Raw genomic sequence first — 11,830 nt, 5'->3', positions numbered from 1 at the left:
CGCGTCAGCAGCGATCTTGGACAGAATGCACGAAGGCCTCCGTCAGAGTCTGACGGAGGCCTTCGTACGTCACGGTGCAGGTCAGGCCGCGAGGTCCGGGTCGGCGAACCGGCGGAGCTTCTGGAGCGCCTCCCGCTCAAGCTGGCGCACCCGCTCGGCCGAGATGCCGTGCTTCTGGCCGATGTCAGCGAGCTTGTGCTGGCGGCCGTCCACGAGGCCGTAGCGGGCACGGATGATGTCGGCGGCACGGTCGTCGAGCTGTCCGACCAGGCTGGAGAGCCGCTCGCGCGACTCGGTGTCCAGGACCGTCGAGTCCGGACCCGGCGAGGTCTCCTGGGCCATCAGGTCGCCGAGCGACGTGTCCCCATCCTCATCGACGGGGGAGTCGAGGCTGACGTGCTCACGTCCCCAGGCCATCAGGTCGAGCACGCGGTCGACCTCCATACCGAGCTCCTTGGCGATCTCCGCCGGCTCCGGGTCGCGGCCGAGCTGACGCTCCAGGGTGCGGCGTGCGCCGCCGACCTGGTTGAGCTCCTCCACCACGTGCACCGGCAGGCGTACGACGCGGGCCTGCTGGGCGATGCCGCGGGTGATGGCCTGCCGCACCCACCAGGTGGCGTAGGTGGAGAACTTGTAGCCCTTGGTGTAGTCGAACTTCTCAACGGCCCGGATCAGGCCGGTGTTTCCTTCTTGGATCAGGTCGAGCATCGGCATCTGGGCGCGGCCATACTTCCGGGCGATCGAGACCACCAGCCGCAGGTTCGCGGTGATGAACTGGTCGACAGCCTTCTGGCCCTCTTCGGCCAGCCACTCGAGCTCCTCGCGGGTGGCGCCGCCCGGGGCCTTGCGCCCCGTTCGCCTCGCCGCCAGCAGGTGCTCGGCCATCAACCCGGCCTCGATGGCCTTGGAGAGCTCTACCTCCTTGGCCGCGTCCAGGAGGTCGTTGCGCGCGATCTCGTCCAGGTAGAGACCGACGCTGTCGCGTCCCTCGATCTCTCGTGTCGCGGTCTTCGTCGCCATGGGGCCCTCCTCACGCAGCGGGCATTAGCCCGACGTTGATGACAACGCAGCAAGTGCCCCGGAGATTCCCTCGGTATGCCTTGGGTGGGACCCGGTGCTGCATCGTGCTCTTGTCTGGTCTTACGTGCGGGACGAGCGAGAAGTTGCCGCGGCAGGCAGATCTCAGGGACTTCTCAGGGGATGCCCTGAGGGCGCGATGACGACTCCCGGCCCGATCACGTCGGCATAGACCCCGAAGCAGGGCTCACCGGCCGGGTTGCGCGGTCGGTACGCCGCCAGCGTGCGTAGCAGCCGGCTGCCTCGCTCGCCGGTACTGGGATCGATGTCGATCACGGCACAACGCCCGATGCCGCCGCCCACCCGGACCAGGGCGGTGCCGAGCCGAAGCTCGCGTCCGGCCCACTCGTCCTCCGTGCCCGGGCCATCGCCCGTGTCGATGACGAAGGTCGCCCGGAACCGCGCCGGGTCGACAGCGGTCGCGGTCCCGGCCCGTGCGGCCAGGTCGTCGAGCGACGACCGTGTCACGAGGCTCACGCCGGCGCCGTAGACCACCGCCCGCGGCGGCGCCGAGGCCAGCGTGACCGGCTTGCCCAGGTAGTCGGAGAGCAGGGCGCCGTGCGGTCCGCCGAGCAGGGTGAGCTCGGCAGGGCGGCCCCAGTAGTCACAGACCAGCCGCTCGGCGGTCGGCGCGGGCGCCCCGACGGTGCCGCGACCATCGGGCAGGGTGACGCTGAGTACGCCGTCGTGCTCGCGAGCGTCGACGGCCGTCAGCGCCGGGTGCTGCACGGTGCGCAGCACCCGGCGGGCGGTCACGTCGACCAGGCACAGCCGGCGGTCGCCGGCCGCGCCGTACTGGTCCAGCGTCACCTGCTCGAGGCTGAGGTGACGCGTGCCCTTGATGGGCGAGAAGCCTGCTCGCAGGACGACCGGATCAGGCAAGGCCGAGTCGGTCCAGGATCCAGCTGAGACTGAAGGCACGGTCGTGCCAGGCCTTGTAGCGACCGGAGACGCCACCGTGGCCGGCGTTCATCTCCGTCTTGAGCAGGACGTCAGCGCCGGCCACCTCGCGCAACCGAGCGACCCACTTGGCCGGCTCCACATAGAGCACTCGGGTGTCGTTGAGCGAGGTCTCGGCCAGGATCGGCGGGTAGGGCAGGTCGGCGACGTTGTCGTACGGCGCGTAGGAGGCGATGTAGTCGTAGACCTCGGGATCGGCCTCGGGGTTGCCCCACTCGTCGTACTCGACCACGGTCAGGGGCAGGCTCGCGTCGAGCATGGTGGTGAGGTTGTCCACGAAGGGCACCGCAGCCACGATCCCGCCCCACTGCTCCGGAGCGAGGTTGGCGATCGCGCCCATCAGCAGCCCACCGGCGCTGCCGCCCTCGGCCACGGTGAGCTCCGGCGAGGTCCAGCCGGTCTCGACCAGGTGTCGGGCGCACGCGATGAAGTCGGTGAACGTGTTGCGCTTGCGCAGCAGCTTGCCGTCGTCGTACCAGCCGCGGCCCATCTCGCCCCCGCCGCGGATGTGGGCGATCGCGAAGGCGGCCCCGCGGTCCAGCGTGGAGAGCCGGAACAGCGAGAAGCCCGGATCCATCGAGGCCTCGTAGGAGCCGTAGCCGTAGAGGTGCAGCGGCAGCGGCGCTCCGTCGGCGAGGGCGGCTTCGCGGGCATCGCGCCGTACGACCAGGGAGATCGGCACCCGAACACCGTCCTCGGCCGTCGCCCAGAGGCGGTGCTCCTCGTAGTCGTCGCGATCGAAGGGCCGGCCGTCGAGCGGTAGCACCGGCTGCTGCTTGCGCAGCTCCAGGCTGCGGTCGCGCACGTCGTAGTCATAGACCGAGCTCGGCGTGCGCAGGCTGGTGTAGCCCAGCCGCACCGTCGGCTGGTCGAAGGCCGGATTGCCGCCGGATCCGATGGTGTAGATCTCGTCGTCGAAGCGCACGAGGTAGTCGTCCCCGACGCCGTCGGGACCGAGTTCGAGGATGCGCAGCTGGGTCAGTCCCTCGCTGCGCTGGTGGACCACCAGGTGGCCGGCGAAGGCGTCCACGTCCTCCAGCCGTACGGCGGGGTCGTGGGGGATCAGCGTCTTCCACTCCGACCGCGGCGTCGGCGCGATCGGTGCCGTCGCCAGCTCGAAGTCGACGCCGGTGGCGTTGTGCAGCACCAGGAAGAGATCCTCGCCCGCGATCCGGGCGTGCTCGAGGTTGTACTCGACGCCCTCCTCGCGGGCAGCGAAGACCTGCCAGCCGGCCTCTGGCCGGTCCTGGTCGAGGAAGCGGTACTCGGTGGTGGTCTTGGCGCCGGACTCGATCACCAGGAACCGGTCGGTGCGGGTCCGGCCGACGCCGCACCAGAACCGCTCGTCGCTCTCGTGGTAGACCAGCTCGTCATCAGCCTGGCCGGTGCCGAGCCGGTGGCGCCAGATCTTGTCGGGGCGCCAGGACTCGTCGACGGTGGAGTAGTAGAAGCTCTCGCCCGCTCGGTCCCAGGTGACGCCGCCCATCACGCCCTCGAGCACGTCGGCGAGCAGGTCGCCGGTGGACAGGTCCTTGACCCGGACGGTGTAGCGCTCGTCGCCCTTGGTGTCGGTCGAGTAGGCCAGCAGCGCGGTGCTCGGGCTGACCGCGGAGCCGCCGAGGGAGAAGAAGTCGTGCCCGGCTGCGAGCTCGTTGTGGTCCAGCAGGACCTCCTCGCCCGGCAGCGCAGGCTGGTCGATGGCGACCTGTGCGGGGGTCGGCGGGGTCCAGTCCGCCTCGTCGGCGATCGGAACGCGGCACGAGGCGCCGTACTCCTTGCCCTCGAAGGAGCGGCCGTAATACCAGTAGCCGCGGTTCCGGGTGGGCACGGAGAGGTCGGTCTCAAGGGTGCGGGCCTTGACCTCGTCGAAGAGCCGCTGGCGCAGGTCCGCGAGATGGGCGGTGCGCTCGGCGGTCCAGGCGTTCTCGTCCTCGAGGTAGGCGATCACCTCCGGGTCGTCCTTGGCGCGCAGCCACTCGTAGTCGTCGGTGCGGGTGCGACCGTGGTGCGTGGTGGTGATCGGTGACTTCTTGGCGACAGGCGGCTGGCCGGGCATGTCCGTGACCCTATCCTCGGGTGCCATGGGACGTCCGATGCGCGTGGACCTCAATGCTGACCTCGGCGAGGAGATCACCGACGATGCGGGCCTGCTCGCGCTGGTCACCTCGGCGAACGTCGCCTGCGGCTTCCATGCCGGCAACGCGGCGATCATGCGCGCCGTCTGCGCGGAGGCGGCCCGGCTGGGCGTCGCGGTCGGCGCGCAGGTGTCCTACGCGGATCGGGAGAACTTCGGCCGCGTCGCGCTCGAGGTTTCCTACGAGGTGCTGCGTGCGCAGGTCGAGGAGCAGGTCGCGACGCTGAACGCCGTCGCCGTCGCCGAGGGTGTGGCCGTGAGCTACGTGAAGCCGCACGGTGCGCTCTACCACCGCACCATGGATGATCGGGAGCAGGCGCGTGCGGTGCTGGACGCCTCGGGCACGCTGCCGGTGCTCGGCATGCCCGGAGTGTTGCTCTCGCTGGCCGAGGAGGCCGGTCGGGACGTGTGGCAGGAGGGCTTCCCCGACCGCGGGTACGACGCAGCCGGGCGGCTGGTGCCCCGCGACCAGCCGGGCGCGCTGGTGGTCGACGCGGGTGCGATCGTGGACAACGCGCTCGGGCTCGCCGCGCGGGTCGACTCGCTGTGCCTGCACGGCGACTCACCGGGCGCCGTCGAGCATGCAAGGCTCGTCCGGGCAGCCCTGGAGGCGGCAGGCTGGGACCTGCGTCCCGTCGGCTGAGCCGGGGCCGGGGCCGGTGCCGGTTGCCGGCGCGGGTGCACTGGCCCGCTGGTGCCCGCGAAGGCGACCGCGCAGCACGTCGAGCACCGCCGGCTGGCCGAGCACGATGCCGCCGAGCACCAGTGCCATCCCGATCGCTCGGCTCGGCGTGAACGCCTCACCGGCCAGGGCCACGCCGATGACGGTGCCCGAGACCGGGTTGAGCAGCCCGACCAGCGAGACCGCCGCGGCGGGCAGCCGGCGCATTCCCTGGAACCACACCACGTAGGCGAGCACCGTCCCGGCCAGCCCGATCCAGGCGAAGCCGGCCAGCGCCCGGCCGTCGAGGTGCGGCGGTGCGCCCTCGACGAACAGGGCCACCGGGACCAGGAGCAGTCCGCCGAAGATCAGCTGCCAGGCGGTGAACGGCAGCAGGTCGACCGGCGGCCGCCAGGTCTTGACCAGGATGAAGCCCAAGGAGGAGACGACGACGGCGACCAGGGAGGCCAGCACACCGATCGCGTCGACGTGGGTCGTGCCGCGCAGCACGAGCAGTGCCACGCCGACGATGCCGACCACAGCGCCCGCCAGAGAGGCATGCGGCGGCCGCTCGCCGGCCAGCGCCCAGGCGAACAGCATGATCATCAGCGGAGAGGTGGCCGTCAGGGTCGCGGCCAGGCCACCCGGCAGGCGGTCGGCGGCCACGAAGATCAGGGCGAAGAACGCGGCGAAGTTGAGCGCGCCGAGCAGGGCCGTACGCCACCACCAGGAGCCGCGCAGCCGCGCCGGATGGAGCGCGAGCAGCAGCAGGCCGAAGGGGAGTGCGCGCACGGCCGCACCGAAGAGCGGCCGGTCTGGCGGCAGGTAGGTGGCGGTGACGTAGTAGCCGGAGCCCCACGCGATCGGCGCCAGCGCCGCCCCGGCCAGCCATTTGGTTTCCATGGAAGACATTATTGCTTCCTTGGAAGATATATTCCACCCCATGACCGATCACGTCGCTCGGGCGATGGAGCAGTGGCGACACGAGCGCCCCGACCTGGACCCGACTCCGCTAGGCGTCATCGCACGGCTGCACCGCGTCGCCAACCGGCTCACCGAGGAGCTCGTCGCCGTCTACGCGACCCATGGGCTGGCGGAGGCCGAGTTCGACATCCTCGCGACGTTACGCAGGCAGGGTGCGCCGTACGCGCTCACGGCGGGCGAGCTGGCGGAGCAGACGATGGTGACCTCCGGTGCCATCACCAAGCGGGTGGATCGCTGCATCGTGCGCGGCTGGGTGACCCGGGCGCCCAGCGACACGGACGCGCGGGGTCGGGTGATCGCGCTGACCGACGACGGGCGGTCGCTGATCGACGCGGCGTTCACCGACCACCTCGCCAATGAGGCCCGGCTGCTCGCGCTCTTCGTTGCCGCCGAACGAGACCAGCTCGCGGGCCTGCTGGCGCGCTGGAGTGACGAGCTGGGCCTGTGAGCCTCCCGTTGCGACGGTACGGCGAGCGAGCGGCGCTGGCCGAGGTCGACTCAGCGGTGCAGGCCGCGGAGCTGGCCGAGTGGGCGCGGGTGGCAGCTCGCTCGGGGCGTCTGCACGTGGACGAGATCGTGCCGGCGGCCGCGACGGTGCTCTTCGACGGCGTGGACGTCGGCCGCCTCCGTGCCCTGCTGGGGGGATGGCGGCCGCGGTCGGCCACGGTGGCGGGCGCGTTCGTCGAGGTGCCGGTGCGCTTCGACGGGCCGGATCTGGCCGACGTCGCCCGGCGCTGGCGGGTGAGCGAGGACGAGGTCGTCGGCCGGCTCACCTCCTACGAGCTGATGTCGGCGTTCTGCGGGTTCGCACCCGGCTTCGCCTATCTGGCCGGCCTGCCCGAGGAGCTGGCGGTGCCCAGGTTGTCCTCACCCCGTGAGTGGGTCGAGCCGGGGTCGGTCGGGCTGGCCGGTTCCTGGTGCGGCATCTACCCGAGTGCGTCGCCCGGCGGCTGGCGGATCGTCGGCCATACCGAGATGGTGCTCTGGGATGTGGATCGCGAACCGCCGGCGCTGCTGGCACCAGGCACGAGAGTGGTGCTGCGCCCATGCTGACCGTGCTCGCCGTAGGACCGCAGGTGCTGGTCCAGGACCGCGGTCGGATCGGCTACGCCCACCTGGGGGTCCCGCGGGCCGGGGCGCTCGACGCCCCTGCCGCGGACCTGGGCAACCGACTGGTCGGCAACGACCCGGACGCGGCGGTGCTGGAGATCCTGCTGGGTGGTCTCAGCGTCCGGGCGGAGCGAGCGTGCTGGGTGAGCGTGACAGGAGCCGCGTCGCCGGTCACGGTCGACGGCGTGGCCGCGGCGCACGGGGAGGCGGTGCGGCTGCGTGCCGGGGCCGTCCTGGCGCTCGGGCGTCCCGTCGCGGGCACGAGGTCCTACCTGGCCGTGGGCGGTGGCATCGACATCGCACCGGTGCTCGGCTCGCGGTCGACCGACACGCTCGCCGGAATCGGTCCCGCACCGGTTGCCGTGGGGGACCGGTTGCCGGTGGGGGCGGACTCCGGCGTACCCGCTGCGCTGGACACGCCCCGTCCGCCGTTGCGCGGCGCGATCCGGGTGCTGCCGGGGCCGCACCGGGAGTGGTTCGGTGCCGATGTCCTGGACCGGCTGGCGGGGGCGGGGTGGCGAGTGGCAGCCGCGTCGAACCGGGTCGGGCTCCGTCTCGAGGGCGGGACGCTCGCTCGCATCGCGGGCGAGCTGCCGAGCGAGGGGACGGTGCTCGGTGCGGTCCAGGTGCCGCCGGACGGCCGGCCGGTCGTCCTGCTCGCGGACCACGGTTCGACCGGCGGCTATCCGGTGGCCGGCGTCGTGCATGCCGACGACCTGTGGCAGCTGGCCCAGGCGCGCCCCGGTGAGAGGGTCACTCTTCGGGCGCTTCCTCCGGCCAGCGGCTGAGGTCGGGATCGTCGACGGCGAACGAGCGCACCGGACCGGTCGGCTGCTCCGCCGTCTCGAACCGCACGGTCACCACGCCTCGGCCGGCACCCCAGACCCAGCCCCGGCCGAGCTCCGCGTGGACGACGTCCATGCCCGGGTTCCAGGAGTGCCTGTTGCGCGCCGGCTGCACCGGCAGGGGTACGGCGACGAGCTCGTCGGGCTCGGGCTCCTCGCCGAACAGGTCCTCCTGGATCCAGTCGGCCAGTCCGGAGACCCCGACACCGAGCAGTCGTACGCCGTAGGAGGTGTCGAGGTCGGTGAGGAGGGCACGCGCCAGCCGGGCGATCGTAGCGGCCTGGTCGGTGGGCCCGGCGAGCGTGCTGGAGCGGTTCAGCGTGGTGAAGTCGCCGAGCCGGACCTTGATGGTGATGGTGCGTCCCGACAGGCCGCTCTTGCGCAGCCGGGTGGCGACCTCGCCCGCCTGACGGGTGAGCAGGTGCTCCATCAGCGTCCTGTCGGTCAGGTCGGTGTCGTAGGTCCCCTCGACGCTGACCGACTTGGTCTCCCGCTCGGGCACGACCGGCCGGTCGTCGGCGGCGCGTGCGAGCGCGTGGAGACCGGTGCCGTGGGCCTTGCCGACCAGCCGGATCAGCTCCTCGAGGCTGACCGCCTCGAGCTCGGCGACGGTGTGGATGCCCGCGCGACGGAGGCGCTCGGCGGTCGCCGGGCCGACGCCGGGGATGATCTGGACGCTCATCGGCCGGAGCAGGGCGATCTCGGTGCCCGGCGCGACGACCACGAGGCCGTCGGGCTTCTCCAGGTCGCTGGCGACCTTCGCGATGAACTTGCTGGTGCCCAGCCCTACGCTCGCGGTGAGCCCGCCGGTGAGCTCGTGGACCTGCGCGCGGAGTCGGTCCGCGAAGGCGGTGACCGTCTCGAGCTCGAGGTCGGGCAGCTCGGGATGGTCGGATGCGGCCAGATCGACGAACGCCTCGTCGAGCGAGAGCGGCTCGACCAGCGGCGAGGTCGAGCGCAACAGCGCCATCACCTTCTCGCTCACATCGCGGTAGGCGTGGAAGCGCGGGTAGAGGAAGGCCGCGTGCGGGCAGCGGGAGCGGGCCTCGCGCGTCGACATGGCGGAGTGGACGCCGTAGCGGCGGGCTTCGTAGCTGGCGGTCGCCACCACGCCACGACCGCCGACGCCGCCGACGACGACCGGCTTGCCCCGCAGTGACGGCTTGTCCCGCTGCTCGACCGAGGCATAGAACGCATCCAGGTCGAGGTGGAGCACCGAGGCCTGGGACCGCATGACGGCAACCTACGCGTTTCGCGCCTGATTGCTCGGCTCGCCCTCGTCGCCGATCGGTCTGTTTCGGTCCACACCGTCCTCTCCAGCAGCGGTATCCACCATCGGCCATGGGGGCGGTCGCGGGCAGTCGTCCGGCGCGGGAGCGTGGAGGCATGACCATCACCTTGCGCGCCAAGAACCCCGAGGATCTCCTCGCCGCCATCCCCGTCACCCTCGGCTTCGAGCCGCAGGAGTCCATCGTCATGCTCACCTTCGGTGGGGCGACGCCGCTGCACGCGCGCATCGACCTGCCGCCGCGTGGCGACCCGGACGCACTCCATGCGGTCGTCGGGGCCCTGCTCGACCCCTGCCTGCTACACGCCACGCCCCGGGTGGTCTTCGTCCTGTACGGCGCCGGCGCGGTGCATTGCCGGCAGGTCGCGCGGGCGCTGCGCCGGGAGTTCGAGGGAGAGGGGATCGACGTCTTGGAATGCCTGCGTGCTGACGCGGGCCGGTGGTATTCCGCGGACGGCCGGCGCTCGGGCGTCCCCGCCCGGGGCGTGCCCTACGACAGCGACCGGCATCCGTTCCGTGCGGAGGCAGTGATGGCGGGCCACGTGACCCTGGGATCGCGTGAGGAGCTCGCCGCCACCCTGACGGCGGACGAGGAGGGCACGATGGCGGTCGAGGCTGTGCTCGGGGAGGCCCGGCTGCTGAGCGCCGAGGAGCTGGCCACCTTGTGCGCCCAGCACGTCGATGCCGGCACCGTGCCGACCGATGTCGAGGCCGCGAGTGCCCTGCTCACGGTGCGGCTCGGTGCCAGGCGCGACGCCGCGTGGGTGCCGCTCACCCGCGACACTGCAGCCGGCCATGTGGCGCTGTGGCGCGACCTGGTCCGCCGCTCACCGGAGGCTCTGATGCCGTCGGCCGCGGCCGTGCTCGCCTTCGGGGCATGGCTCCAGGGCGACGGGGCGCTGGCATGGTGTGCGCTCGACAAGTGCTTCAGTGCCGAGCCGGGGCACAGCCTCGGCACACTGGTCGCGCACATGCTCTCGGGCGCGCTCCCGCCGACAGCGTGGGAGGCGATGCAGTCGACGCTGGGGGATCCCACCGAGCCCGGTCTGCCCGATCCGCCAGATCTGGGCCGCGCGCCGCGTGGGCGGTCAGCACTGCGGGCGTTGCCGCCGGATGGCGATGCGACGTGGCTGGCGGGCTGAGCCGTCAGGCGAGGGTCCGCGGGCGGGACCATTCTCGCCGGATGCCCGAGCAGGGGTCGTGCCAGCCGCGACGGTTGACGACCGCGAACAGCAGCTCGGCGCCTGCCTCGGCGTATGCCTGGCGTGCCGCCGCGTGCCAGTCCGCATCCACGTCCTGGAGCTCGAGATCGCCGCTGCGGGTGAGCCAGACAAGGGCGAAGGCGCCGGCTGCTGTTGCGGTGGTCGGGCCCGTCCTGCGTTCCTCGCTCCGGCGCATGGCGGCCACGATGTCGGCGCGCAGCGCATGGTCGGTCGGCTCGTCCGGCACCAGCGCGAAGACCTCGTGTGGCTGGCCCGGGACCCCGACGTGGAGGATCGGCACGTGGTGACGGCGCCGCTCGGCGGTTGCGTGCTCGAGCACGGCGCGCCGCAGGAGCACGGCGAGGATGCGTTCAGGGCTGCGCTTGCGTGGCACGGACCCAGCCTGCCCCTTTTCGGGCCAGCGTGTCGCAGCTCATCCACAGGCCGCGTCGCGTGGGCGAGGTTCGGCGCTGCTCGGTGTGCGGGGTACGGTTCCCGCAGAGCCGCGGGCAACGGGAGGAAGCGATGGCGACGGTGGTGGTCGGGTTCGTCCCCAAGCCGGAGGGCGAGGCGGCGTTGCTCGCTGCGATCGCTGAGGTCCAGCATCGTGGCGGCCGGCTCGTGGTCGCCAACACCCACCGACACGGTGAGGCCGATCCGGAGTGGCTGGCCAAGACCCAGGCGGAGCTGGCTTCCGCACGCGAGCGTCTTGATGCCGCCGGGATCGACTACACCGTCCGCGAGAGCGAGACCGATGAGGAGCTCGACGCCGCCGACGACCTCGTCCAGGTCGCCCGTGACGAGCAGGCGGCACTCATCGTCATCGGCATCAGGCGCCGTACGGCGACCGGCAAGCTGATCCTCGGCAGCCAGGCCCAGCGGATCCTGCTCGACGCGCCCTGCCCGGTGCTCGCCGTCAAGCCGGAATGAACCTCCCGGCGCGCTGACGCGTCGGGCAGGCGTGCGGCAGGATTGCCTCATGGCCTTCCAGATCGCTCAGGACCCCGCTGCTGACAAGGTGCTCGAGGAGTCGTCGTTCGCCCTTCTCGCCGGGATGATGCTCGATCAGCAGTATCCGATGGAGCATGCCTTCCGCGGCCCGGCGAAGGTGCTGGACCGGTTCGGCAGCATCGAGCCGGCGGCCATCGCCGCAGCCGACCCCGAGGAGTTCGCCGCGCTGTGCTCCGTGCCGCCGGCGATCCACCGGTTCCCCGGCTCGATGGCGGCTCGGTTGCAGGAGCTGGCCCGGATCGTCGTCGATGACTATGACGGCGACGCGTCCCGGCTGTGGGAGGGCGTCGGCACCGGCTCGGAGCTGCTCAAGCGGATTCAGTCGCTGCCCGGTTTCGGCAAGCAGAAGGCGCAGATCTTCGTGGCGCTCCTGGCCAAGCAGGTCGGTGTCCGCCCCGAGGGCTGGGAGAGGGCCGTGGGCGCCTACGCCGAGGACGGCTACCGCTCCGTCGCGGACGTGGTGGACGGCGTCTCCCTGCAGAAGGTGCGGGACTTCAAGAAGGCGGCGAAGGCCGCGCTCTGACCTCGACGGACGCCCCGTGGCTGGAACGCCGCGAA

Annotated in this window: 13 protein-coding genes; 7 read left to right on the top strand and 6 right to left on the bottom strand. The window is 71.9% G+C overall.

The window, feature by feature from the left end; genetic code table 11:
- Positions 1–81: 81 nt before the first annotated feature.
- From H036_RS0105615 to H036_RS0105605, 3 genes are all read right to left on the bottom strand, one after another.
- Complete coding sequence (locus H036_RS0105615) at positions 82–1,020, bottom strand: sigma-70 family RNA polymerase sigma factor (protein ID WP_017933801.1); 939 nt, start codon at positions 1,018–1,020, stop codon at positions 82–84.
- A gap of 162 nt (positions 1,021–1,182) precedes the next feature.
- The gene (locus H036_RS0105610) at positions 1,183–1,959 is read right to left on the bottom strand and encodes an MOSC domain-containing protein (protein WP_017933800.1); all 777 of its coding nucleotides are present in this window, start codon (positions 1,957–1,959) and stop codon (positions 1,183–1,185) included.
- Positions 1,952–4,093, bottom strand: coding sequence for a S9 family peptidase (locus H036_RS0105605; protein ID WP_017933799.1), 2,142 nt, complete (start codon positions 4,091–4,093; stop codon positions 1,952–1,954). Before H036_RS0105605 ends, H036_RS0105610 begins: the two co-directional genes overlap by 8 nt.
- A gap of 25 nt (positions 4,094–4,118) precedes the next feature.
- Between H036_RS0105605 and H036_RS0105600 the strand changes: the two genes are divergently transcribed.
- Positions 4,119–4,814, top strand: coding sequence for a 5-oxoprolinase subunit PxpA (locus H036_RS0105600; protein ID WP_026145815.1), 696 nt, complete (start codon positions 4,119–4,121; stop codon positions 4,812–4,814).
- On the opposite strand, the gene H036_RS21950 is transcribed toward H036_RS0105600, so the two are convergent.
- On the bottom strand, positions 4,734–5,735 hold the full coding sequence (locus H036_RS21950) for a DMT family transporter (RefSeq protein WP_017933797.1): 1,002 nt from the start codon (positions 5,733–5,735) through the stop codon (positions 4,734–4,736). The genes H036_RS0105600 and H036_RS21950 overlap by 81 nt on opposite strands.
- Before the next feature lie 40 nt (positions 5,736–5,775).
- Between H036_RS21950 and H036_RS0105590 the strand changes: the two genes are divergently transcribed.
- From H036_RS0105590 to H036_RS0105580, 3 genes are read left to right on the top strand one after another with little or no spacing between them, the layout of a single operon-like run.
- Positions 5,776–6,264 carry a MarR family winged helix-turn-helix transcriptional regulator gene (locus H036_RS0105590; RefSeq protein WP_017933796.1) on the top strand — a complete coding sequence of 163 codons (489 nt, stop codon included), beginning with the start codon at positions 5,776–5,778 and terminating at the stop codon, positions 6,262–6,264.
- Positions 6,261–6,869: a 5-oxoprolinase subunit B family protein gene (locus tag H036_RS0105585; RefSeq protein WP_017933795.1), complete on the top strand. Its 609-nt coding sequence runs from the start codon at positions 6,261–6,263 to the stop codon at positions 6,867–6,869. The genes H036_RS0105590 and H036_RS0105585 overlap by 4 nt, the downstream gene beginning before the upstream one ends.
- A complete protein-coding gene (locus H036_RS0105580) occupies positions 6,863–7,714 on the top strand; it encodes a biotin-dependent carboxyltransferase family protein (protein ID WP_017933794.1) in 852 nt (283 codons plus the stop codon). The genes H036_RS0105585 and H036_RS0105580 overlap by 7 nt, the downstream gene beginning before the upstream one ends.
- On the opposite strand, the gene H036_RS0105575 is transcribed toward H036_RS0105580, so the two are convergent.
- A complete protein-coding gene (locus H036_RS0105575) occupies positions 7,680–9,005 on the bottom strand; it encodes a DNA polymerase IV (protein WP_017933793.1) in 1,326 nt (441 codons plus the stop codon). The genes H036_RS0105580 and H036_RS0105575 overlap by 35 nt on opposite strands.
- Before the next feature lie 152 nt (positions 9,006–9,157).
- On the opposite strand from H036_RS0105575, the gene H036_RS0105570 reads away from it, so the two are divergent.
- Positions 9,158–10,201, top strand: coding sequence for a DUF4192 domain-containing protein (locus H036_RS0105570; RefSeq protein ID WP_017933792.1), 1,044 nt, complete (start codon positions 9,158–9,160; stop codon positions 10,199–10,201).
- A 4-nt stretch (positions 10,202–10,205) separates the two neighbouring features.
- Here H036_RS0105570 and H036_RS0105565 read toward each other — a convergent pair whose 3' ends face one another.
- Complete coding sequence (locus H036_RS0105565) at positions 10,206–10,655, bottom strand: hypothetical protein (protein WP_017933791.1); 450 nt, start codon at positions 10,653–10,655, stop codon at positions 10,206–10,208.
- A 131-nt stretch (positions 10,656–10,786) separates the two neighbouring features.
- On the opposite strand from H036_RS0105565, the gene H036_RS0105560 reads away from it, so the two are divergent.
- Both H036_RS0105560 and H036_RS0105555 read left to right on the top strand, forming a co-directional pair.
- Entirely contained in the window at positions 10,787–11,191 is a 405-nt protein-coding gene (locus H036_RS0105560; protein ID WP_017933790.1) for a universal stress protein, read from the top strand.
- A gap of 49 nt (positions 11,192–11,240) precedes the next feature.
- Positions 11,241–11,795, top strand: a complete 555-nt coding sequence (locus tag H036_RS0105555) for an HhH-GPD-type base excision DNA repair protein (protein ID WP_017933789.1) — start codon at positions 11,241–11,243, stop codon at positions 11,793–11,795.
- Positions 11,796–11,830 lie beyond the last annotated feature (35 nt).

The sequence above is a fragment of the Nocardioides sp. Iso805N genome (assembly GCF_000364605.1).
Taxonomy (GTDB): domain Bacteria; phylum Actinomycetota; class Actinomycetes; order Propionibacteriales; family Nocardioidaceae; genus Nocardioides.
This window is presented reverse-complemented; position numbering and strand designations above follow the sequence as displayed.